Annotated in this window: 22 protein-coding genes; 11 read left to right on the forward strand and 11 right to left on the reverse strand. The window is 59.9% G+C overall.

Annotated features, from left to right (window positions below; genetic code table 11):
• Nucleotides 1-48 precede the first annotated feature (48 nt).
• Nucleotides 49-507, forward strand: a complete 459-nt coding sequence (locus tag AC07UI_RS09295; protein ID WP_494992206.1) for an Lrp/AsnC family transcriptional regulator — start codon at nt 49-51, stop codon at nt 505-507.
• A gap of 23 nt (nt 508-530) precedes the next feature.
• Here the strand turns inward: AC07UI_RS09295 and AC07UI_RS09300 are convergent, their stop codons facing one another.
• The 3 genes from AC07UI_RS09300 to AC07UI_RS09310 all read right to left on the reverse strand — a co-directional run bounded on the left by AC07UI_RS09300 (nt 531) and on the right by AC07UI_RS09310 (nt 3,457).
• Nucleotides 531-1,640: an MFS transporter gene (locus AC07UI_RS09300; protein WP_494992472.1), complete on the reverse strand. Its 1,110-nt coding sequence runs from the start codon at nt 1,638-1,640 to the stop codon at nt 531-533.
• A 61-nt stretch (nt 1,641-1,701) separates the two neighbouring features.
• Nucleotides 1,702-2,451 (reverse strand): alpha/beta fold hydrolase, encoded by a 750-nt coding sequence (locus AC07UI_RS09305; RefSeq protein ID WP_494992207.1) that lies wholly within the window; start codon nt 2,449-2,451, stop codon nt 1,702-1,704.
• A gap of 82 nt (nt 2,452-2,533) precedes the next feature.
• Nucleotides 2,534-3,457, reverse strand: coding sequence for a LysR family transcriptional regulator (locus AC07UI_RS09310; protein ID WP_494992208.1), 924 nt, complete (start codon nt 3,455-3,457; stop codon nt 2,534-2,536).
• Nucleotides 3,458-3,754: 297 nt separating this feature from the next.
• Here AC07UI_RS09310 and AC07UI_RS09315 point away from each other — a divergent pair, with 297 nt between their 5' ends.
• On the forward strand, nt 3,755-3,889 hold the full coding sequence (locus tag AC07UI_RS09315; RefSeq protein ID WP_494992209.1) for a hypothetical protein: 135 nt from the start codon (nt 3,755-3,757) through the stop codon (nt 3,887-3,889).
• Nucleotides 3,890-3,974: 85 nt separating this feature from the next.
• A complete protein-coding gene (locus tag AC07UI_RS09320) occupies nt 3,975-5,351 on the forward strand; it encodes an MFS family transporter (protein WP_494992210.1) in 1,377 nt (458 codons plus the stop codon).
• Nucleotides 5,352-5,511: 160 nt separating this feature from the next.
• Here the strand turns inward: AC07UI_RS09320 and AC07UI_RS09325 are convergent, their stop codons facing one another.
• The gene (locus AC07UI_RS09325; protein WP_494992211.1) at nt 5,512-6,327 is read right to left on the reverse strand and encodes an alpha/beta fold hydrolase; all 816 of its coding nucleotides are present in this window, start codon (nt 6,325-6,327) and stop codon (nt 5,512-5,514) included.
• A gap of 160 nt (nt 6,328-6,487) precedes the next feature.
• Complete coding sequence (locus AC07UI_RS09330) at nt 6,488-7,381, reverse strand: LysR family transcriptional regulator (RefSeq protein ID WP_494992212.1); 894 nt, start codon at nt 7,379-7,381, stop codon at nt 6,488-6,490.
• A gap of 120 nt (nt 7,382-7,501) precedes the next feature.
• On the opposite strand from AC07UI_RS09330, the gene AC07UI_RS09335 reads away from it, so the two are divergent.
• The 4 genes from AC07UI_RS09335 to AC07UI_RS09350 are packed head-to-tail and all read left to right on the forward strand — an operon-like array spanning nt 7,502 to nt 10,684.
• Entirely contained in the window at nt 7,502-8,167 is a 666-nt protein-coding gene (locus AC07UI_RS09335) for an RraA family protein (protein WP_494992473.1), read from the forward strand.
• Nucleotides 8,167-8,829 carry an RraA family protein gene (locus AC07UI_RS09340; protein WP_494992213.1) on the forward strand — a complete coding sequence of 221 codons (663 nt, stop codon included), beginning with the start codon at nt 8,167-8,169 and terminating at the stop codon, nt 8,827-8,829. Before AC07UI_RS09335 ends, AC07UI_RS09340 begins: the two co-directional genes overlap by 1 nt.
• Nucleotides 8,829-9,473 carry an RraA family protein gene (locus tag AC07UI_RS09345; protein WP_494992214.1) on the forward strand — a complete coding sequence of 215 codons (645 nt, stop codon included), beginning with the start codon at nt 8,829-8,831 and terminating at the stop codon, nt 9,471-9,473. The genes AC07UI_RS09340 and AC07UI_RS09345 overlap by 1 nt, the downstream gene beginning before the upstream one ends.
• A complete protein-coding gene (locus tag AC07UI_RS09350) occupies nt 9,470-10,684 on the forward strand; it encodes a pyridoxal phosphate-dependent aminotransferase (RefSeq protein WP_494992215.1) in 1,215 nt (404 codons plus the stop codon). The genes AC07UI_RS09345 and AC07UI_RS09350 overlap by 4 nt, the downstream gene beginning before the upstream one ends.
• Nucleotides 10,685-11,010: 326 nt before the next feature.
• On the opposite strand, the gene AC07UI_RS09355 is transcribed toward AC07UI_RS09350, so the two are convergent.
• The 5 genes from AC07UI_RS09355 to AC07UI_RS09375 all read right to left on the reverse strand — a co-directional run bounded on the left by AC07UI_RS09355 (nt 11,011) and on the right by AC07UI_RS09375 (nt 16,082).
• Nucleotides 11,011-12,342 carry a dicarboxylate/amino acid:cation symporter gene (locus tag AC07UI_RS09355; protein ID WP_494992216.1) on the reverse strand — a complete coding sequence of 444 codons (1,332 nt, stop codon included), beginning with the start codon at nt 12,340-12,342 and terminating at the stop codon, nt 11,011-11,013.
• 235 nt (nt 12,343-12,577) lie between these two features.
• Nucleotides 12,578-13,519: a D-2-hydroxyacid dehydrogenase gene (locus AC07UI_RS09360; protein ID WP_494992217.1), complete on the reverse strand. Its 942-nt coding sequence runs from the start codon at nt 13,517-13,519 to the stop codon at nt 12,578-12,580.
• The gene (locus AC07UI_RS09365; RefSeq protein ID WP_494992218.1) at nt 13,516-13,911 is read right to left on the reverse strand and encodes a VOC family protein; all 396 of its coding nucleotides are present in this window, start codon (nt 13,909-13,911) and stop codon (nt 13,516-13,518) included. The genes AC07UI_RS09360 and AC07UI_RS09365 overlap by 4 nt, the downstream gene beginning before the upstream one ends.
• On the reverse strand, nt 13,908-14,876 hold the full coding sequence (locus AC07UI_RS09370; RefSeq protein ID WP_494992219.1) for a hydroxymethylglutaryl-CoA lyase: 969 nt from the start codon (nt 14,874-14,876) through the stop codon (nt 13,908-13,910). Before AC07UI_RS09370 ends, AC07UI_RS09365 begins: the two co-directional genes overlap by 4 nt.
• 15 nt (nt 14,877-14,891) lie before the next feature.
• Entirely contained in the window at nt 14,892-16,082 is a 1,191-nt protein-coding gene (locus AC07UI_RS09375; protein ID WP_494992220.1) for a CaiB/BaiF CoA transferase family protein, read from the reverse strand.
• Between the two features lie 116 nt (nt 16,083-16,198).
• Between AC07UI_RS09375 and AC07UI_RS09380 the strand changes: the two genes are divergently transcribed.
• Nucleotides 16,199-17,101, forward strand: a complete 903-nt coding sequence (locus AC07UI_RS09380) for a LysR family transcriptional regulator (RefSeq protein ID WP_494992221.1) — start codon at nt 16,199-16,201, stop codon at nt 17,099-17,101.
• A 119-nt stretch (nt 17,102-17,220) separates the two neighbouring features.
• On the opposite strand, the gene AC07UI_RS09385 is transcribed toward AC07UI_RS09380, so the two are convergent.
• On the reverse strand, nt 17,221-18,516 hold the full coding sequence (locus AC07UI_RS09385) for a dicarboxylate/amino acid:cation symporter (protein WP_494992222.1): 1,296 nt from the start codon (nt 18,514-18,516) through the stop codon (nt 17,221-17,223).
• Nucleotides 18,517-19,077: 561 nt separating this feature from the next.
• On the opposite strand from AC07UI_RS09385, the gene AC07UI_RS09390 reads away from it, so the two are divergent.
• From AC07UI_RS09390 to AC07UI_RS09400, 3 genes are all read left to right on the forward strand, one after another.
• A complete protein-coding gene (locus AC07UI_RS09390) occupies nt 19,078-19,617 on the forward strand; it encodes a thiamine pyrophosphate-binding protein (RefSeq protein WP_494992223.1) in 540 nt (179 codons plus the stop codon).
• Nucleotides 19,605-20,201, forward strand: coding sequence for a thiamine pyrophosphate-dependent enzyme (locus AC07UI_RS09395; RefSeq protein WP_494992224.1), 597 nt, complete (start codon nt 19,605-19,607; stop codon nt 20,199-20,201). The genes AC07UI_RS09390 and AC07UI_RS09395 overlap by 13 nt, the downstream gene beginning before the upstream one ends.
• Before the next feature lie 66 nt (nt 20,202-20,267).
• Nucleotides 20,268-21,431, forward strand: coding sequence for an acyl-CoA dehydrogenase family protein (locus tag AC07UI_RS09400; protein WP_494992225.1), 1,164 nt, complete (start codon nt 20,268-20,270; stop codon nt 21,429-21,431).
• The last annotated feature ends 31 nt before the right edge of the window (nt 21,432-21,462 follow it).

The raw sequence follows: 21,462 nt of genomic DNA on the forward strand, positions 1-21,462 counted from the left end.
TGGGACCAATCGCCCTACCACGTACTCATTGTTAAATGGAGAGAACACATGGCGGAAATGGACAAGGTTGATCGTTCAATTCTTGAAATTCTGCAGATGAATGGCCGCCTGACGAACGCCGAGATAGCGCTTCGTGTTTGCCTGTCGGCGCCAGCCTGCTGGAAGCGCCTAAAGCGCCTGGAGGAGGAGGTGATTATCGGGTATCACGCGCACTTGAACCCAAAGAGCATGGGGCTGGGGCTTTTTGCGTTCATCAGCGTCACCCTCGATAGTCACTCCCAGGAAGCCATGGAGCAATTCGAGGCGGGTGTTCTGGCGCTGCCCAACATTGTTGCCTGTCACAAAGTTTCGGGGAAATACGACTACCTCTTGCAGGTAGTCGTCAAAGACATGGAGGCATTCCATGAACTCGCCATGCATCGCATACGTACGCTCGGCAATATCAAGGAAATGTACACCGGGTTTTCACTCAAGGAGATCAAACACTGTAATACCTTGCCCCTGTAGGTGCCTGGACTTGCCCGTATTTTTCACACCAGCCGAATGAGCAAAAATACCAAAAGCACATTCAACACCGCCAGTGAGCTCAAGCCCGCGAGCACACCACCGGCGCCCAGCGTCTGCAAAAGGTAACCGCCAGCGAGGGGGGTCAGCGCTTGTCCGATGAGTGACGGTCGAGCCATGCGCCCCATCAGCAGAACATACTGCGATGGCGACATAAGGGTCAGTGGCAGCAGACCCCGGACGATCGCACGCAGCCCATTACCAACGCCATAAAGCACAAGGCCAAGAGCGGTCAACGCCGGAGCCAGGGTCACAAGCAACAGACCCATCGCCACAAATACGACACAAATCAATGTCGTCCAGATGGGGTGTCGCTTTCGCGAAAGCACCTGGAGAACACGTGAACCCACCTGGCTGGGACCCAGCAAAGCGCTAAGTCCAATGGCGGCTGCGAGGGAATACCCCTGCCCCTGCAATAATGAAACAAGCTGGACGGACAGCGCCGTCATGATCACTGCGCCCAGCGCAAAAATCATCGTGAGGAGCGCATAGATCCGCCGGTCGATCGAGGCGCTCTCATCAGCTAGTCCATTGCTTTTTGCCAGTAGGCCCACGCCTCGGGGCAGCACCCACAGATAAGTCGGTGCAACGGCAATCGCCAGCAGTCCCCCATAGGCCAGGCAGGTGTTGCGCCAACCAAAGTGTTCGATAACGAGCGCAACCGCCGGCCAGCAAAGCGTTGTCGCAAATCCTGAAATGAGCGTGATCCCCGTAATCGCACTCCCCGCCCGTTCCCCGTATAGAGCGCCCAAAGAGGCGAATAGCGCTTCATACAGCCCCAGCGCCATCCCCATACCGATCACGGCCCAGGACAAAAGAAACATTGGCAGTGAGGCGCAGTTGGCCATCAAGAACAAGCCGATTGCGACACCCAGGCCGCTGCTGGCCAGTATGGTGCGACCGCCGTAGCGGGCAATAAGCCTGCCGGTCAGCGGTGCCAATACTGCCGAAACAAGAATGCTCAGAGAAAGTGCGCCATAGACCCATTGGCTGGCCCAACCCGTCTCTTTCATGATCGGATCGGCCATGACGGCCATCAGGAAGAAAGAACCTCCCCAAACCAGAATTTGCAGCATCCCTAATAGAAAGATACCCACTACGCCAGGTAATCGAGTTTGATCGTTCAAAACAGTGTCATCAGTGGTGGAGAACATGAAAAGCCGCGAGGCAATGAGCAACTGGATGCTCATCGTCAAGCCACCGACTCAGCAGCCGGGTGGTGAGTTCCGGATGTTCCAGAGGCGGCAGGTGCCCACATTGAGCAAGCACAACCAGGCTGGAGTGCGGTATGCCTCGATGAATGATTTCAGACTCTACCGGGGGGGTGATTTGGTCGTCTTCACCCACAACGATCAAGGTCGGTACAGCAATCGTCTCAAGGACCGGCCGGTAGTCAGGACGCTCCAGGATCGCCAGTTGCTGTCGAACGAATCCCTCCTTTCCTACTGCTTCGGCCATCGCCTGGACGGTATCCGCAATCGATGTTCCGATGCAGCGTGGATGCATGAGTCTGGGCAGCAGTTGCGGCGTCACGCCCCTGAACCTGCCCATCTGCGCCAGGTCCAACAGGCCGCGTCGAGCCTTGGCTCTGGCTTCATCGTCGGGTCGCACCATGGTGTCTATCAGGGCCAGCTTCGTTACACGCTCAGGCGCCTGCCGCATGATTTCCATGGCCACATATCCGCCCATGGACAACGCAGCGAGGGCAAAAAACGGTGGAGCTTCGTCCAGTGTTCTTTTGGCCATCTGCGCAATACTGGCGTCGAGTGAGACATCTGGAATGCAGAGGTGCCTTGAGTGTTCCAAGGCAACTTTTTGCTGTGCCCATAGGCGCTCATCGCAGAGCAATCCGGGGATGAGCACGAGCGGAGTGTTTTCGAAAGCCAACGGTGGCCTCCCTCTAAAAATCCGGTCAAGGTTGTGCGGCTGTTGCATGGGGAGGTACCGACGAATCGGGTTCGTCGGTTGTTCAGAGCATGTGTCCCGCCCAGATCTTGCGATTGACCAGATCGGCGGCAATCTCGATGAAGGCATCCCCGACAAATTTGGCTGCCGGACTGACTCGCCTGTCTGCAGGAAACACCTGAACCAGTTTGCGCATGGGGACGGGGTCGACCAACGGGGCCGCACACAGCACGCCGGATTCGACTTGAGTGTAAATCGACGCCAGAGGCAAAGCCGTCAAACCAAAGCCATTGCGGACCAGGTCGATCATTGCGCCGAACGAGTCTGCTTCAACGCTGGTCTTGAGCTTGATCCCGACCTCTCGAGCACAGTTATCCATAATCACCCGCAGGCCATGTCGAGCGCTTGGCAATACCAGTTGCTGCTCGGCCAGAGACGCAAAGGCTACCGGCGTATCGATGCGCAAGTTTGCGCTGGGGGGACCGACCAGAAGGAGGTTCTCCATCATCACCGGCACGATTCGCAGCGTATGCAGGGGTTGGGGGTCATAGGAAATGGCCAGTTCCAATTCGCCGCGCTGCACCCAGTCCAGCAGATAGCCGCTGAAGGCCGAGGAAAACCTGACGGCCAGATTCGGATGGGCCTCTCTGATCTTGCGCACCAGGGGCACGGTAACGATTTCCGCGACCGTCGGGGTGGTACCGATGACTACCGTTCCCCGAAAAGAAGACCTTCCGCCGACCACCGAACTTCGAATGGACTCCATCTCTTCCATGATTCGGGTGGCATGCGCCAACACTTCTCTACCGACATCGGTAATCACCATCCCTCTTCCGTGTCGCTCGAACAGGTAGGTGCCGAGTTCTTTCTCCAACAATCTGATTTGTCGGCTGAGTGCCGGTTGCGCGATGTGCAGCCGATCCGAAGCTTTGCTGAGACTGCCTAGCTCGGCGACATGAATCAGGGTTTTGAGTTGAACGACATCCATTACCAGGCCAGCCAGGGTCGGGGGGTCGGCGCGTTATGCGTCGAAGGGTAGTGTGAGTGTAAACGCATTTGCGAGCCCTTGAATGCCCTGCAAACCCCGTGGCATGTGGCTCGACGTCTTTTGAGCCGGCTGTATCCCCCAGCCCGCCGGGGCTGCGGGCCAAGCTATAGAATTTAGGTATATCAGTTAGGCCTGGCTGACGGCTTATTACCCTCCTCACTCTGCGGTAGCTTGCAATCAACGTCGGCGCCAGGAGCGCTCGACTCACTACAAGAATAAGATACGAGGACTTGCGCCATGATTTTTCATCTTTCGCCTGACCTGACCTGTTCGATTTACGCCGACAACGAACAGCAGGACTCCCACGTGCAACCCCCTTCGGTTCTCTCTTCAGAAAACCTGACCGTCAGCAGGTTCATCCCCCTGCGCTAAGCACATCAACTCATCGAGCCAACTACAGAGCAAACGCCTCAGTGTGCTCCTCGTATCGTCTCGCCTTGAAGAAAGGGTGAACATCATGTCCGCATCAAGCACAAACCAGACAGACCGCGCTGCCGGGACCGATCCGGTGAAAAGTCCGAATCGCGTCAAAGCCATCATGGGTGCCTGCTCGGGCAATCTGGTGGAGTGGTACGACTTTTTCATTTACGCCTATACCGCCATCTACTTTGCCGCTTCGTTTTTCCCCAAAGGCGACACCACCAGCCAACTGCTCGCAACCGCCGGGGTATTCGCCGTCGGCTTTTTCATGCGCCCACTCGGCGGCTGGATCTTCGGCTGGATTGCTGACACTCGCGGCCGCAAGGTCTCGATGATTATCTCGGTGTTCATGATGTGCGCAGGATCGTTGCTGATCGCGGTCATGCCGACGTACCAAACCATCGGTGTGGCTGCCCCGGTTCTGCTCGTGGTCGCCAGGCTGATTCAGGGCCTGTCTGTCGGCGCAGAGTACGGCACCGGCGCCACCTACATCAGTGAAATCGCCACACCGGGTCGTCGTTGTTTCTATGGATCCTTTCAGTACTTCACCATCATCGCCGGTCAGCTCCTGGCCTTGATGACCGTCGTCATTCTTCAACAAACCCTCACCGCCGAGCAATTGAGCGCATGGGGCTGGAGGATTCCATTCTTCATCGGCGCCTTGAGCTCGGTCGTCGTGGTTTACCTGCGACGCTCCATGCATGAAACCGCCTCCCGGAAAGATATGAACCACAAAGATGCCGGCTCTCTGCGCGGAATGTTCAAGCACAAACGGGCGGTCGCGCTGGTGGTTGCTTTCACCATCGGAGGTTCGCTGTACTTCTACACCTTCACGACGTACATGCAGAAGTTTCTGGTGATTTCCGCTGGCTTCAGCCCAGAAGCGGTCAGCTTTATCATGACCGCGGCCCTGGTCTGCTTCATGTTCTGCCAGCCACTCTTTGGCATGCTGGCCGACCGGATCGGGATCAAGGCACACATGCTGATGTTTTCCGGGTTGGCCATGCTGCTGGTGATCCCCCTGCTCTATTCGCTGCAGTCGGTCAGCAGCCCGTTCACGGCGTTCCTGCTGGTGTTTGGCGGCCTGGCCATTGCGTCGCTCTACACCCCCATTGCCGGGATCGTCAAAGCCGAACTGTTCCCGCCTGCGGTGCGTGCACTGGGCGTGGGCTTTCCTTATGCAGTCGGCAATGCGGCATTCGGCGGTACCGCCGAATACGTCGCCTTGTCGCTGCGCTCACAGGGTATCGAAGAGTATTTTTTCTTCTATGTCGCGGCCGTAGTGACCATCACCTTCATCGCAGCGATGCTGATGCCGAACCTGTCTCGCTATGGGTACATCAGCGGTTGCGGCGAGATCGAAGAGCGTACCGGTTTGAAGGGCTGTGCAAAGCCGCACGCTGCGAGGGTTTGACAGGCACAGCTGCACTATTGAAGGAAATGAGGCCCCTGTAGGAGCGAGCTTGCTCGCGATGGACGTTAACGATAACGCGTGTCTTCTGAATGAACGCGCTGCCCTTGAGTCCATCGCGAGCAAGCTCGCTCCTACAGGGGCCCAACGGGCCCTTTTTGCATCAGTGTGCAGTGCTCGCCTGGAACTCGGCGATCTGCTGCCACATGGCGATCGGATTGGAATACATGGGGAAGTGTCCGCAGGCCGGAATTTGCGCCAGACGGACACCTTCGGCCTCGATATGCGACAGATAGGACAGTGACGCGTTCTGTTCGCCGTACATGAACATACGGGGGCACTTCAACCCGAGGAATTTGCTCATCAGGTCGGCGTTATCGGAAAGCTCGACCATCGACTGGAAAATCCCTCGCACGGCACCGGCGCGAACCTTGTGCCTCAAGCTCGATGAATAGAGCGCACTGGCATAGGCCGGAGCATGCCGGGCACGTTCGATGAAGGCGGCGAAAAACGCCTCGGGATCATTGCTTGGATAGTCGACGATCTGCCGGCTGAGGAAGCAGTCTTCCGGGGCGATATTACCCTCGATATCGACGAAGCTGAGCACTCGATCCGGGATCTGGTGAGCCAGCATCAGCGCAGTCAGCCCGCCCATGGAGTGGCCAATCAGATGGAAGCGCTCGATGCCCAAATGCGCCAGCACCTGTAGCGCCGTCTGCATCAGGAATGGAATGGAAATCCGGGAAAGGTCGCTGCACTGGCTTTCGCCGCAACCCGGTGCGTCGTAAGCGACAAAAGGGTGACCGGCGAATGCGGGCTGCTGCACGATGTCGGCATAGTCTTCTTTGGTCGAACCAAAACCATGCAGGAACACAATCGGCGCCAGGACGCCGTCCCGCTGAAGGGCGGCAACATTCAACTGGACACCCTCCACCATCAGAGGGAGTTGAACTTGAGTGAACGTTTCTGGTGAGGGCACGTTATTGACTCCTTGAACGAAAAGACTGCCGCTCGGCTGGGGTTGCCGACAGCAAGACAGACAATTTCAAGGGAATCGAGCCTTCTGTAAATTCCTGATTCGGGAAAGCTTTCATACGCCAAACCTATCAAGCCATATTCGCTTACAGGCCTTGGTCGACTCACGCCCTGGACTGGAGCCGGGCGACCAGCGCCTCCACCAGCGGGTTGGGCCGTTCCGTATTCCAGGCCACCGCGGTGGTCACGACATTGAGCTTCTGGCTCAGCGCGCGAAACACCACATTGTCGGGCGCCAGCTTTTTCAGTGACGCCGGTACCAGTGCGATGCCCTGGCCACAGCTGACAAAGGCGATTTGCGAGGCGACTGAGCGCACTTCATGCAGCACGCGCGGGGAAAAACCGCTGGCCCGGCAGGTCGCAATCAAATTGTCGAAGTAGACCGGACTGACCTTTCGAGAAAACATTACCAAGGGTTCTGTGGCCAGGCTGGACAGGCTGATTCGCGTGCGCGAAGCCAAGGGGTGATTACTGGGCAGGGCCACCACCAGGCGATCCTCCCTCAGCGGCAGTGATTTGATCGAGGCCCCCAGGTCACCGTCCAGCCGGGCGAATGCCAGGTCTATGTCCCCGGCCTCCAGTGCCGGGACGGCTTCGACGCTGTCGATTTCCCGCACGGAAACGGTGAGGTGCGGATAATCGCTCTTCAACTGCTCGATCAAGCCCGGCAAGACATCGAACATGGCCGTGGAAATCGCGCCGATGGTCAACATCCCCGACTGCCCCGCCACCGCTTCTTCCACAGCCAGTTCCAGGCGCTCCAGCTGCTCGGCGAACTTGCGCACGGCCGGCAGGATCGCCGCCCCCACGGGGGTCAGGTTCGCGCCGCGCCGCGAGCGGTCGAACAGCTTGACCTTGAGCGCCTGCTCCAGCACCTGGATCTGCTCGCTCAGCGGCGGCTGGGACATCCCCAGGCGCTTGGCGGCGCGGCCGAAATTCTGTTCCTCGGCAACAGCCAGGAACAACCAGAGGTGACGAATCAGACGAAAATTGATCATGGCTAATCCATAGGTTTAACGTATCTAACGCTTCTGTGATTAGTAATATACCTATCAAATTGTCTCACCGACACTGGGCGCCTCCGTAACCACAGGGGCTCTCCCATGACTAATAAGAGCATGACCAACAAGAGTTTGCTGGATCGCTTGGCGGCGCTGGATACCAACACGGTTTCCGATGCGCTCGACTTCCTCGGCCTGCCGGGTGCCACCGTGGGACTGTGCCCGCTGTGGAACTGCCCGAAAATCGTCGGCCGCGCCAGCACCGTGCTGCTGGCCGCCAAGTCCGACAACATCCCTACCGTGCACCTGATTACCCCCGTGGTTGAACAGATCGACAGCGACGATCGTGTGCTGGTGATCGCCGGCGGTATCGAGGGCATCTCCTGCTGGGGCGACATCCTCGCCAATGCAGCGGCCGGCAAAAAAGTGCGCGGCACGGTGATCGACGGTTTCAGTCGCGACATCGACGGCAGCGAGTCGATTGGCTACCCGGTTTACGGGCGCGGGGTGACCATGATCAGTGCGCGCAATCGGCTGGTGCAAATTGATGCGGCCGTGACGATCAAGGTGGCCGGTGTCGACGTCAACGAGGATGACTATGTCATCGCCGATAGCTGCGGGACGGTGTTCGTACCCCAAGCTGAAATCCAAAAGGTACTCGACCTTGGCGCGCGCATCGCCCGCCGCCAGGACGGCATGCTGGCGGCTGTTCGCAGCGGCCGCTCGGTGGCCGAGGTGATGCATGACACCCAGTTCGAAGCGATCCACGTGGAGCACGTCTGATGAATCTTGAAGATCAAGCACTGGTCGCCTTGTTCGAGGGCCTGGACACCCCTGGCGTCTCCGATGCCCTGGACAAACTCGGGCTGCCCGGCCAATGCCTCGGCGTGATGCCGCTGGACAACTACGGCAAGGTTGTCGTCGGACCGGCATTCACCGTGCAGTACGTGTCGGCCGGCGTGCCTCCAGGCACCGTGGGTGATTTCATCGAAGACGTGGCGCCTGGTGACGTGGTGGTGATCGACAACGCTGGTCGCACCGACTGCACCGTCTGGGGCGACATCATGACCCAGTACGCCGGGACTCGACAGATCGCCGCCACCGTCATTGACGGTGTGTGCCGTGACGTGAACAAAGCGCTGGGCGATGGGTACCCGATTTTCAGCAAAGGCCGCTTCATGCGCACCGGCAAAGACCGCGTGCAAGTTCAGTCGGTCAACCAGCCGGTGTCCATCGGCACGGCGCGGGTCTGTGCCCGCGACATCGTAGTGGCCGACGCCAATGGCGTGGTGATCGTTCCTCGCGCTCGTGCTGCTGAAGTGGCGGCGACCGCTCGCCAGATTGAATCCATCGAAGCCGATATTCGCGCCCTGATCAGTCAAGGCAAAACCCTTGAAGAAGCCCGGGCCGCCCTGGGTTACCACAGCCTGCAGAGGAAAGCCTGATGAGCTCGTCCATTCTTCCCTTTCCATCGGATTACCACGAGCGGGCAAAAATGCTCGGCAGCTCGACGCTGTATGAGGCGTCCCACCTGGCCTGCGCCGTGGACAGTGCCATCAGGCCGATCTGGGACGGTGCGTTCATCGCTGCCCCCGCCTACCCGCTGGAGTGCTCACCGGGTGACAACCTGGCCCTGCACCTGGCCATGGAACGCGTGCCCCGTGGCAGCGTGCTGGTCGTGGGCACGGGGAGCTTCATCGCCGGCTACTGGGGCGAGGTGCTCACCGTTGCGGCCGAAGCGGCGGGCGTGGTCGGCCTGGTCATAGATGGTGGCGTACGCGATATCGCCGCCCTGAAGAAACGCCAGTTCCCGGTGTTTGCCCGCGGTATCTCGGTAAAAGGCACCGTCAAGGCCTGTGCGCCCTCGGTGGGGCAACCGTTCAATTTCAACGGCGCTTTCGTGGCTCCGGGCGATCTGGTGGTGGCAGACGACGACGGCGTGATCATCATCCCCAAGGCTGATGCGGCACGTACCCTGGCCGAAGGCGAGGCGCGGGCGAACAAGGAAGCACAGATGATGCAGGCGCTGACCGAAGGCCGCTCGACCCTGGAACTGATGAACCTGACCGATTGGAGAACCCGGGCATGAGCGCCGATATCCAGCGCCTGAACCAACGCCTGGCCAGCGCGCAGCCATCGGCCACCTACCGCATCATGGACCGCGTGGCGGAACGCCGGGCGCAAGGCGCGCAGATCATCTCGCTGTGCGCTGGCGAGCCGGATTTCGATACCCCCAAACATGTTCGCGAGGCAGCCATAGCCGCGATCGAGCAGGGCCACACCCGCTACACCCAGGTGGCTGGCGTGCGTGCATTACGTGAAGCGGTGGCCGCCAAGTTTCGGCGCGAGAACGGCCTGGACGTCAGCTGGCAGGACACCCTGGTGTGCAACGGTGGCAAGCAGGTGATCTACAACGCCCTGGCCGCGACCCTCAATGAAGGTGACCAGGTCATCGTGCCGGCGCCTTACTGGGTCAGTTACCCGGAGATGGTGCAGTTGTGTGGCGGTGAAGCGCGGATCGTCACTTGTGATGCCGCTGCGGGGTTCAAGCTGACACCCGCGGCGCTGGCCGCCGCGATCACCCCGCAGACCCGCTGGCTGATCCTCAATTCGCCGTCCAATCCCACCGGCGCGGTGTACAGCCTGGACGAGCTCAAAGCCCTGGCCGAGGTATTGTTGACCCATCCCCAGGTGCTGATCCTGGCCGATGACATCTATGAGCACCTGCTCTTCGACGATCAGCAGTTCCACACCCTGGCCCAGGTGGAACCCCGACTGGCCCCGCGCACCCTGACCATGAACGGTGTTTCCAAGGCCTATGCCATGACCGGCTGGCGCATTGGTTTTGCCACCGGGCCACGCTGGCTGCTTGAGGCCATGGAAAAACTGCAAGGGCAGCAGACCTCCGGCGCCAGCTCGATCTCGCAGCAGGCCGCACTCGCCGCGCTGGAAGGGCCCAAGGACTTTATCCGCGAAAGCCGCGCCGCCTTCCAGGGTCGTCGCGATTTGATGGTGGCGCTGCTGAACGCCACGCCGGGCCTCGAATGCGTCAGTCCAGCGGGAGCGTTCTACGCGTTCGCCTCGTGTGCGGGGCTGATCGGCCGCACCTCGCCGGGCGGTCGCGTGTTGCTCACCGATGAGGATGTCGCCCACGCGCTGCTCGACGAAGCGGATGTGGCCGTGGTGCATGGCAGCGCCTTTGGCCTTGGCCCCTACATTCGCATTGCCTATGCCCTGGATGACGCCTCATTGCAGAAGGCCTGCGAGGCAATACGCGCGTTTTGTACTGCCCTGCGTTAATTCGGATGTGAACAAACAAAACCCGGCCATGGCCTAATGCCGGTCAGTTAAGACATTCCGCGAACCGTAGCAGCTGGCGAAGCCTGCGTCCGGCTGCGCAGCAGTCGTAAAACAGTCACTGCGGTATTCCAGACAAATCGTGGAAGCAGGATTTGCGACGGCTTCGCCGCCGGACGCAGCCTTCGGCAGCTGCTACGGGGGACAGTGCTGAACCTGAAATTCCTTAACTGACTGGCATTAGGCCATGGCCGGATTTCGTTCAGAAACCCAAAACCACCCAGCTTTCGTGGACTGGGTGGTCCTGGGGTTGTCTTTCGACAACTCGTTCAGGGCTGTGCCTCCACTTCCCGGGCACACCCCTTGTGCAGTTCGACCGCCAGCCTCTCTGCGTCCAGCGCACCTTCCCACCTGGCAATGAACAGCGTGGCGACACCGTTGCCGATGACGTTGATCAACGCCCCGCCCTCGGAAATGAACCGATAGACCCCAAGCACCAGCACCAGCCCCGCCGCCGGAATCACATCCAGGCTACCCAGGGTGGCCGCCAGCGTAATGAACGCGCCTCCGGTGACACTGGCCGCGCCCTTGGAGGTCAGCAGCAGAATCAATAACAAGGTGACCTGATGCCAAAGGTCGAGGGGGATATCCAGCGCCTGGGCGATGAAAATCGCCAGCACTGTCATGTTGATGCAGCTGCCATCGAGGTTGAAGCAGTAACCCGAAGGCACCACCAGCCCCACCACCGACTTCTCGCACCCCAGACGCTCAAGCTTGCCCATCAACCGCGGCAATGCCGACTCCGAAGACGAGGTACCCAGCACCAGGAACAGCTCATCGCGGATGTACTTGAGAAACTGCCAGAGGCTGAAACCCGCAAGGCGCGCCACCAGATTGAGAATCACGAACACAAAAAACAGCGCCGTCACGTAGTAGCAGATCAACAAATTGCCATAGGCCCCCAGGGATCCCACGCCGTACTTGCCGATGGTAAAGGCCATACCGCCGAAGGCCCCCAGCGGCGAGACATACATCACGATCCTGACCATGCGGAAAAACGCCTGGGCCACCAGGTCGATCAGGTTCAGCAGCGGCTTGCCGGCAGCACCGAGCATCTGCAAGGCGAAGGCAAACAGGATGGAAATGAACAGCACCTGAAGGATATCGCCCTCGGCAAAGGCTCCGAATACGGTACTGGGCACGATATGCGTCAGAAAACCCACCACACTCTGCTCATGGGCCAGCTTGCTGTAGCTCTCGACGGCATGGCCGTCGAGGGTCGCCGGATTGATGTGCATGCCCGTACCAGGCTGCATCAGGTTCACCCCGATCAGCCCGATCACCAGCGCCAGGGTGGTCAGTACTTCGAAGTACAGCAACGACTTGAAGCCGACCCGGCCGATGCGCTTGAGGCTCTGCATGCTGGCAATGCCGCTGACCACGGTGCAAAAGATGATCGGAGCGATCAGCATCTTGATCAGCTTGATAAAGGTGTCGCCCAGGGGCTTCATTTCTTCGCCGAGGCTGGGGTAGAAATGACCGAAGATGATGCCCAGCACAATCGCCAGCAGCACCTGCACATACAGGTGGCGGAACACTCTGCGCAGTCGCGGACGGCTCGGTTTATTTTCGGCAATCGAGGGTGTAATTGTTGTTGTCATGATGGCTTCCTCGCAGGCGTGATGCATTTCCCCAGGCAGCCGGTCGCGATACAGGTGCGCGGCCAGTCGCCAGGGAAAGGTTGTTTCGGGGGAATGACTACGGCTGGATGTACTCGGAAATCTCGATCAGGTTGAGATCGGGATCACACAGGTACACCGAGCAAATCGTCGCTTGCGGGTCGGGGCGATTGTTATTGTTTTCATCAGTGGACCTACTTGTGGGGTGGTGAAGCGTTTACGACACCAGGTTGATCGGCTTTCCCGAGTGATAGCCCTGCAGGTTGCCAAGGATGCCGTCGGCCAGCCGCTGCAGGCTGCTCTGGCTGGCCCAGGCCACGTGGGGAGTGACGATCAGGTTGGCGTGGCGGCTGTTGAGCAACGGATGGTCGGCCGGTGGCGGCTCCTGGCACAGCACATCGAGAGCTGCCCCCCCGAGGCGACCGCTGTCCAGCGCATCGAGCACCGCTGCCTCATCCACCAACGGCCCGCGGGCGGTATTGATCAGCAAGGCGCCGGGTTTCATCTGTGCCAGTTCCGGGGCCCCGATCAGGTGACGGGTGCTCTCGGTCAACGGACAGTGCAGCGAGATCACATCGCTTTGCGCCAGCACCGTTTCAAAGGCCTGGTAACCCTTGCGCACCGGGATCGCGCCACGGTGTTCGGCAAAGATCAACTGCATGCCCAGGGCACTCGCCAGACGCGCCGTGGCCAGGCCAATACCGCCCTTGCCGACGATGCCCAGCACGCTGCGCTGCACATCCTGGATCGGCGCGCGGTGCACGCAAAAGTGCCGCGAATCCGGCCAGTCCTGCTGCGCTGCAGACTGGTAGGCGAACAGCTGTCGACGCAGGGCGAAGATTGACGCGATCACCGACTCGGCGACGCTTTGCGCCGAGTAAGCCGGAACGTTACACACCGTCACGGCAAAATCACGGCAGGCCGCCAGGTCAATGCAGTCATAACCGGTGGCCGCGACGCAGATAAACCGCAGGTTCGGCAGCTGTTCAAGCTCGGCCCGGCCGATGCGCACCTTGTTGGTGATCACGGCTTCGGCATCCCGGGCGGCTTCCACCACTTGGTCTGGCATTGTGTCGGGGCGGTCCTGCCAGTCCGTGACCCAGGCCGGCCGGGCAATGCTCACAGGCAGGCTGTCGCTGTCGAGAAATACCACTTTCATGCTGCACGCTCCGGCTGCACGGGTTCGGAAATCTCGATCAGGTTCAGGTCCGGATCACGCACATACACCGAACGGATCGGCCCCGTGGCACCGGTGCGCAACACCGGGCCTTCGATAATGGGCCAGTCGACACGGGTCAGGTGCGCAATCACCTGATCCAGGGTGATCGAGGCGATAAAACACAGGTCCAGCGCCCCCGGCACGGGCAAGTGCGCCTTGGGCTCGAACTCATGGCCACGCACGTGCAGGTTGATTTTCTGCTGGCCGAAGGCGAACGCCTTGCGCCCGTCACCGAAGGTTTGCAACTGCATGCCCATGACCCGCACGTAGAAATCCTCGGCGGCCACGGGGTCGATGGTGGTCAGCACCAGGTGGTCAAGATGGTCGATCATGGGTGCAGCTCCCGGGTTCTGGCCGACGGCACCTGTTTTTCCAGATTGGCGACGTGGGCAGGTATCGGGTGCAGGTCCAGGCGCTTGCCGGCCTTGAGGATCTGGCTGGGAATATCGTGGCCAATCAGGCCCGGCAGCTGCGCAGCGACCGCCAGCACCCGGTCCAGGTCGATACCGGTTTTGAAACCCATCAACTGCAGCATGTGCAACAGGTCTTCGGTGCACACATTGCCGCTGGCCCCCGGCGCATAAGGGCAACCGCCCAAGCCGCCAAGAGACGAATCGAAACGATCGACCCCGGCCTCGATGGCCGCCAAAGCATTAGCCAGGGCCATGCCCCGGGTGTTGTGAAAATGCAGGGTCAGTTGCAGCGCCGGAAAACGCTCGCGCACCGCCCGGGACAGCGTCTCGACCTGACTTGGATACGCCATGCCAGTGGTGTCGCACAGGGTCACACCGCGGGCGCCCAGCTCGGCAAAGCGCTCGACCCAGTGCAACACCTCCCCCACCGGTACATCGCCCTGCATCGGGCAGCCGAACACCGTCGACAACGACACATTGATCGCCACCGGGCCCTGACCAATCACGCTGACCACTTCGCTGAGCTGGGCGAATGACTGCTCGCGACTCATGCGCAGGTTGGAACGGTTATGCGGTTCGCTGACCGACATCACCAGGTTGGCTTCATCGATGTTGCACGCCAGAGCCCGCTCGGCACCGCGCACGTTAGGCACCAGCACGGTGTACTCCACCGCCGGGTTACGGCAGATGCCCTGCATCACCACTTCGGCGTCGCGCAGCGCGGTGATGGCCTTGGGCGAAGTGAACGAGGTGACCTCGATCTTGGCGAAACCGCACTGGCTGAGTGCGTCGATCATGGCGATCTTGTCGGCGGTTTCGATAAAACGCGCTTCATTCTGGAAGCCGTCACGGGTGGCGACTTCCTGCAGATAGAGACGTTGCATGTGCATTCCTCAGATTCAAATGATGCCGCGTTGGCGCCAGTCGGCTTGCTGTGCGGCGTCGATGCCGAGCTCGTCGAGGATCTCGGTTGTGTGCTGACCCAGGGTCGGTGCCGGGCGAGTCACGCCGCCAGGAGTGCTGCCCAGCTTGGGGACGATGCCCGGCAAGGTCACTGGAGTGCCATCGTCCAGCTGGCTGGCGAGCAGCATGTCTCGCGCCCGGTAATGCGGGTCCCGGGCAATGTCGGCAGCGTTGTAAATCTTGCCGGCGGGGATGCGTGCCTCGGTCAGAATCGACAAGACTTCGTCGAGGGTGAGCCGTGCGGTCCATTGCGAGATGGCGGCATCGATGCGCTCAACCTGCAACACTCGACCATGGTTCTGCGCAAGCTCAGGGTCAGCCCCCAGATCAGCGCGACCAATCACCTCCATCAGACGTTGATAGATGCTGTCGCCATTGCCGGCGATCAAGGCAAAACCACCATCGCGGCAACGATAGGCATTAGTCGGAGCGATCCCTGGCAAACTGCTGCCGGCGGGCTCACGAACGGAGTTGAACACCGAGTATTCGGGCAACAGGCTTTCCATCATGTTGAACACCGACTCGTACAGCGCAACATCGATCTGCTGACCATCGCCACCGTTCTGCTCGCGATGACGCAGGGCGAGCAGAATCCCGATCACCCCGTGCAAAGCCGACAACGAGTCGCCAATGGAAACGCCCACCCTGACCGGCGTTCGCCCGGGTTCACCGGAAAGATGACGCAGCCCCCCCATCGCTTCACCAATCACACCAAACCCGGGGCGGTCACGGTAGGGCCCGGTCTGACCGTAACCGGAGACCCGGAGCATGATGAGTTTCGGATTAAGCGCGTGCAGCGTGTCCCAACCCAGCCCCCAGCTTTCCAGGGTTCCCGGACGGAAATTCTCTATCAGCACATCCGCATCGGCCACCAACCGGCGCACCACCTGCTGAGCCTCACACTGGCGCAGGTCGAGGGTAAGCGAGCGCTTGTTGCGCGACTGCGCGGCCCACCAGACGGAAGTACCGTCGTGCAGCAAGCGCCATTTGCGCAGCGGATCGCCAGTGACCGGAGGCTCGATCTTGATCACCTCCGCGCCAAACTCACCGAGCATTTTCGCCGCAAATGGTCCGGCAATGAGTTGACCGAGCTCCACGACCTTGACACCTTGAAGAGGTAACCTCATGACGTTTTCCGTTCTTGTTGAGTACTTGTGCGTGGATAATCGACGCAAACATGGCGGATGAAAATTTCATATTTCGCCATTACTCTTTCCAGACTGGAAACCCTCGGACCCCCTTGATGATCAATCCCCTGCATTTCGATCTGTCGTCATTGCGCCTGCTGATCTTCGCCGCCGAATCCGGCAATCTGACTCGCGCAGCTGAAAAGGCCAACATGACGGTTTCGGCCGCCAGCAAACGTCTGGCGGAGCTTGAACGAACGACCCAGTGCCCGCTGTTCGTTCGCTTGCCAAGAGGACTTGAGCTGACGGCAGCCGGCCAAGGGATGGTTGAACACGCGAGGGTGATTCTGGAGGGCGTGCACCGCATGGCGTGCGACGCCAGTGACTACGCCGTCGGTGTGCGCGGGCATGTACGGTTGTGCGCCAACACCTCCGCCGTGGTCCAGTTCCTGCCTGATGATCTGGCAGCGTTCCTGCGAGCAAACCCGAACGTGCGTATCGGGTTGGAAGAAGCGCTCAGCGAGCCCATTATCCAGGCCGTGGAAAGCGGGCGAGCCGATATCGGCATTTTTGCCGATAACGTACCGGCTGAGGGTCTGTACAAACTGCCCTATCGTGACGACCGACTCGTGCTGCTGGTACCTGTAGGACACGAACTGGCCGGTGAAAGCAGCGTGTCCTTCGCGGATACGCTCGGCTTTGATTATGTAGCGCTTAACCAAGGTAGTTCGTTGCTGCGCAGAATCACCGATGCAGCCGTGAGTGCCGGAAAAATTCTCAAAGTGCGCATCCAGGTCAGCAGCTTCGACGGCATCTGTCGCATGATCGAAGCGGGCTTGGGTATCGGGATACTGCCGTTGTCATCAGTACGTGCCGAATTGCTCGGTACCCGCCTGGTTGCTGTCGATTTGGCCGATGACTGGGCTCATCGCACCTTGTTCGTGGGTGTCGGCAGTCAGACGCAACTTTCCCCGCAAGCGGCTAATTTATTCGAGTATCTAAGCAGCGTGCACGGCTGACAATGGCGCAGGGTGACGTCTGGTCACTCACACTGCCTCAACTCGCTTCAGTCGCGAAGGGTGAGCAGCCACCTTGGTGAATGCCCACCCTTACCTCTTGAACAACCGCCGTGAACAGGTCAGACCGTCAGCAGTTTCCCACCCGGAACATCCTGAGCCGCGGCGCTTCGCTCGGCCTCATCCTCACTCACCAACGCGCCCTCCCATTTGGCCACCACCGCGGTTGCAATGGAGTTGCCCACCGCGTTGGTCGCCGAACGGCCCATGTCGAGGAAGGTGTCGATCCCCAGGATCAGCAGCAAGCCGGCTTCGGGAATATCGAACTGGGTCAGGGTCGCGGCGATCACCACCAGCGAAGCGCGCGGCACGCCGGCCATGCCTTTGGAGGTGAGCATCAGCGTCAACAGCATGGTGATCTGCGTACCGATGGACATCTCGATGCCATACGCCTGAGCGATGAACAGCACGGCAAACGTGCAGTACATCATCGAGCCGTCCAGGTTGAAGGAATACCCCATGGGCATGACGAAACTGGAGATCTTGCGCTTGACCCCGAATCGGTCCAGCGCGTGAAGAATCTTCGGGTAAGCCGACTCGGAACTGGCCGTGGCGAAAGACAGGATGAAGGCCTCCCTGATCAACACCACCAGTTTGAACACACGCCGCCCCAGGAACATCCAGCCGGCAAACACCAGCATCGCCCAGAGCACGATCAGCCCCAGATAGAAGTCGCGCATGAAGACCGCGAACTTGACCAGAATGGACAGCCCGTTGATCGCCACGGTCGCCGCCATGGCGGCCATCACCGCCAGCGGTGCCAGTTTCATGACATAACCGGTGACCTTCAGCATCGCGTGGGACAGATCCTCGATCACCTTCACCAGGCCCTCGGCCTTCTTGCCCAAGGAGGCCAAAGCCACGCCGAAAAACAGCGAGAACACCACGATCTGCAGAATTTCGTTGGTGGCCATGGCCTCCGCAAAGGACTTGGGCACCAGATGCGTCATGAAATCCTTGAGGGTGAACACCGACGTTTGCAGGTTGGTCGGGCTGGTGACGTCCGGCAGCGGCAACCCCAGGTTGTGCCCGGGCTGCAGCATGTTGGCCATGACCAGCCCCACCGACAGTGAAATCAATGAAGCGGTGACGAACCAGCCCAGCGCTTTGCCGAATACCCGGCCGACAGCGCTTGCATCCCCCATGTGAGCGATGCCCACCACCAGGGTCGAGAACACCAGAGGGCCGATAAGCATTTTGATCAGACGTAGAAAAATGTCCGAGATGATCGAGATGTAACCGGCGACCTTGGTCGCCATCGCTTTGTCCGGGAAGTTGAGGAAAATCATGTAGCCGATAAGGATCCCCAGCAGCATGGCGATCAGAATGCCAGCTGCAGCCGGTAGCCTGTTTTTCATAACGCACCTGTTGTCGTGTTTTCTGGAAGGTAGCCTGGGCAAACGTCCGCTTTATCAGCCAATGGCCTTGAAAAGCGGGTGTGCGACCGCAGTGCTACGCAATGAAAATGGCAAGTGCAAAATTCCGGTACCGGCAGGCCGAGGCTGGATGCGACCCAAACAGGTCATGGAGGACAGGACGGGGCGAGCCAACTGCAGGAGGCTGTCATACATAGGTGCAACCCTCGGATCTTATAGTTGTAGTTGCGTCGGTTACACGCCGTAACGACGTTGCCGGAAAACTACCCTAGTCCTGCTCACTCAATAAGTGCGGATCGCGCTCTAACTGATATGCCCAAATGCTATGACGACACCCTCAGGCCTGGAACCTGGTGCGCAGACTGATCATGGTTTTTCACTTCCTATAATGCGTGGCTATCGCAGTTCTTCTGTGCTGCACCTATTCGCTGTCGAGCTATAGAAAATCGGCATATCTCAAAGACAAAAACGGTAGTCGTCGTTCCCTTCCATCCCTCCCAGAATGTGTGAAAACACAAAAGCAGCACTGCTTGGGAGACTGGCATGTCTACAGAAGGTGAACAAACCGTGGGGCAGGATTGGCAGGAGGACGTGTTCCGCGTGCTCAAGGCCCACGACGTCAAACACGTGGTCTTCGTACCGGATGCCGGTCATTCGGCGGCCATCCGCATGTCGTATGCAGATCCGGACATCAAAGCTGTGGTCCTCACCACCGAAGAAGAAGGCATCGGTTACCTCGCCGGCGCCTGGCTCGGCGGTGAACGTGGTGCCCTGCTGATGCAATCCAGCGGTGTCGGCAACTGCATCAATACCCTGGCACTGCAGGTCTGTGCAGGCTTCCCGCTGCTGATGGTGGTCACCATGCGCGGCGACTGGGCCGAATTCAACGCCTGGCAGAACCCCATGGGCCAGGCCACCGAAGCCTCCTTGAATCTGATGAAGGTCATGACCTGGCGTGCCGACGTTCCCGAAGACGTCGCGCCGCTGCTGCACGGCGCCGCCACCATGGCCTTCAACGGTGACTCCGCCACTGCCCTGCTGCTCGGTCAGCGCCTGATTGGAGAAAAGAAATGGGTCAAGTAAGCGCCAACCACACCCTGTGCCGCCGCGAGGTGGTCAAGACCCTGCTGGCAGACCGCAAAGACCTGCTGGTCGTGACCGGTCTGGGTTCGGCTTCCTATGACGTCATGGCCGCTGGCGACCATGATTCGAACTACTACCTCTGGGCTGCCATGGGCAGTGCGATCACCGTCGGCCTGGGCCTGGCCAACGCCCAGCCGGACAAGTCGGTAGTGGTGGTCACCGGTGACGGTGAGTTGCTCATGGGCTTCGGCGCCTTGGCTACCGTCGCGCTGCAAAAGCCGGCCAACCTGACCATTGCCGTGCTGGATAACGGTCACTTTGGCGAAACCGGCATGCAAGTCAGCCACGCGGGGTTTGGTATTTCCCTGGACCAGGTGGCGAAAACTTGCGGCTTCAGCTGGACCGATGAAATCCGCGACATGGAAGGCGTACACGACCTGCGCGAGCGCTTCGCGACGCGCGATGGCGTCAAGCTCGCGACGATCAAGATCAAAGCGGAAAACCCGCCACGGGTGCTGCCACCGCGCGATGGTCACTACATCAAGAATCGCTTTCGTGCTGCGTTGGGTTTCGACCCGATCTGATTGCTCTATGCCCGGACCCGGTCACGCAAGGCAGATGCCATGCGTGACGCGTTGAGGAGAATAATAATGACCGACCGCAACTCTGAAGAACTCAATGCCATCCGCGAGGGCGTGCGTGCCCTGTGCGCCGAATTCGATGCGGCCTACTGGCGCAGGATCGACGAAGAAAAAGGCTTCCCCGAAGCCTTCGTCAAAGCCCTGACCGACGCCGGCTGGCTGGCGGCGATGATCCCGACCGAATATGGCGGCTCCGGCCTGGGGCTGGCCGAGGCTTCGGTGATCCTTGAAGAAGTGAACCGCTGCGGCGGCAACTCCGGCACCGTCCACGGGCAGATGTACAACATGTTCACCCTGCTGCGTAACGGCAGCGAGGCGCAGAAAAGCTACTACTTGCCCAAACTGGCCAGCGGTGAATTGCGCCTGCAATCGATGGGTGTGACAGAACCCACCACCGGCACCGACACCACCAAGATCAAGACCACTGCGGTCAAACGTGGCGACAAGTACGTGATCAACGGGCAGAAGGTGTGGATTTCACGGATCCAGCATTCCGACCTGATGATCCTCCTGGCACGTACCACGCCGTTGGCCGAGGTCACGAAAAAGTCCGAAGGCATGTCGATCTTTCTGGTGGATCTGCGCGAGGCCATCGGCAACGGCCTGACCGTGCAGCCCATCGCCAATATGGTCAACCACGAGACCAACGAGTTGTTCTTCGACAACCTGGAAATTCCCGCTGACTGCCTGATCGGTGAGGAGGGCAAAGGCTTCAGGTACATCCTCGACGGTTTGAACGCCGAGCGCACCCTGATCGCCGCCGAATGCATCGGTGACGGTCGCTGGTTTATCGAAAAGGCCAGCGCCTATGCCCGCGACCGCGTAGTGTTCGGCCGCCCCATCGGGCAGAACCAGGGCGTGCAATTCCCGATCGCCGAAGCCCATATCGAGATCGAAGCGGCGGACCTGATGCGTTGGCGCGCTTGCGAAGAATATGACAGCGGCCAGAACGCCGGGGCCAGCGCCAACATGGCCAAGTACCTGGCGGCCAAGGCCTCCTGGGAAGCGGCCAACGCCTGCTTGCAGACCCACGGCGGCTTTGGCTTCGCCTGCGAGTACGACGTCGAGCGCAAATTCCGTGAAACCCGTCTGTATCAGGTGGCCCCCATCTCCACCAACCTGATCCTGTCGTACGTGGCGGAACATCTGCTCGAGCTGCCGCGTTCTTTCTAAGCGATCTGCAGCGTAATAGCCCAGTGCGTCG

It is taken from the genome of Pseudomonas sp. GW821-FHT04C07, assembly GCF_059420325.1.

Excerpts from the sequence above, each read along its gene's own strand:
- AC07UI_RS09355 (WP_494992216.1), bottom strand. The coding sequence starts at position 12,342 with ATGACAACAACAATTACACCCTCGATTGCCGAAAATAAACCGAGCCGT.
- AC07UI_RS09320 (WP_494992210.1), top strand. The coding sequence starts at position 3,975 with ATGTCCGCATCAAGCACAAACCAGACAGACCGCGCTGCCGGGACCGAT.
- AC07UI_RS09330 (WP_494992212.1), bottom strand. The coding sequence starts at position 7,381 with ATGATCAATTTTCGTCTGATTCGTCACCTCTGGTTGTTCCTGGCTGTT.
- AC07UI_RS09370 (WP_494992219.1), bottom strand. The coding sequence starts at position 14,876 with ATGCAACGTCTCTATCTGCAGGAAGTCGCCACCCGTGACGGCTTCCAG.
- AC07UI_RS09400 (WP_494992225.1), top strand. The coding sequence starts at position 20,268 with ATGACCGACCGCAACTCTGAAGAACTCAATGCCATCCGCGAGGGCGTG.
- AC07UI_RS09335 (WP_494992473.1), top strand. The coding sequence starts at position 7,502 with ATGACCAACAAGAGTTTGCTGGATCGCTTGGCGGCGCTGGATACCAAC.
- AC07UI_RS09310 (WP_494992208.1), bottom strand. The coding sequence starts at position 3,457 with ATGGATGTCGTTCAACTCAAAACCCTGATTCATGTCGCCGAGCTAGGC.
- AC07UI_RS09350 (WP_494992215.1), top strand. The coding sequence starts at position 9,470 with ATGAGCGCCGATATCCAGCGCCTGAACCAACGCCTGGCCAGCGCGCAG.
- AC07UI_RS09365 (WP_494992218.1), bottom strand. The coding sequence starts at position 13,911 with ATGATCGACCATCTTGACCACCTGGTGCTGACCACCATCGACCCCGTG.
- AC07UI_RS09295 (WP_494992206.1), top strand. The coding sequence starts at position 49 with ATGGCGGAAATGGACAAGGTTGATCGTTCAATTCTTGAAATTCTGCAG.
- AC07UI_RS09385 (WP_494992222.1), bottom strand. The coding sequence starts at position 18,516 with ATGAAAAACAGGCTACCGGCTGCAGCTGGCATTCTGATCGCCATGCTG.
- AC07UI_RS09315 (WP_494992209.1), top strand. The coding sequence starts at position 3,755 with ATGATTTTTCATCTTTCGCCTGACCTGACCTGTTCGATTTACGCCGAC.
- AC07UI_RS09390 (WP_494992223.1), top strand. The coding sequence starts at position 19,078 with ATGTCTACAGAAGGTGAACAAACCGTGGGGCAGGATTGGCAGGAGGAC.
- AC07UI_RS09360 (WP_494992217.1), bottom strand. The coding sequence starts at position 13,519 with ATGAAAGTGGTATTTCTCGACAGCGACAGCCTGCCTGTGAGCATTGCC.
- AC07UI_RS09345 (WP_494992214.1), top strand. The coding sequence starts at position 8,829 with ATGAGCTCGTCCATTCTTCCCTTTCCATCGGATTACCACGAGCGGGCA.
- AC07UI_RS09340 (WP_494992213.1), top strand. The coding sequence starts at position 8,167 with ATGAATCTTGAAGATCAAGCACTGGTCGCCTTGTTCGAGGGCCTGGAC.
- AC07UI_RS09380 (WP_494992221.1), top strand. The coding sequence starts at position 16,199 with ATGATCAATCCCCTGCATTTCGATCTGTCGTCATTGCGCCTGCTGATC.
- AC07UI_RS09395 (WP_494992224.1), top strand. The coding sequence starts at position 19,605 with ATGGGTCAAGTAAGCGCCAACCACACCCTGTGCCGCCGCGAGGTGGTC.
- AC07UI_RS09300 (WP_494992472.1), bottom strand. The coding sequence starts at position 1,640 with ATGCTGCAAATTCTGGTTTGGGGAGGTTCTTTCTTCCTGATGGCCGTC.
- AC07UI_RS09375 (WP_494992220.1), bottom strand. The coding sequence starts at position 16,082 with ATGAGGTTACCTCTTCAAGGTGTCAAGGTCGTGGAGCTCGGTCAACTC.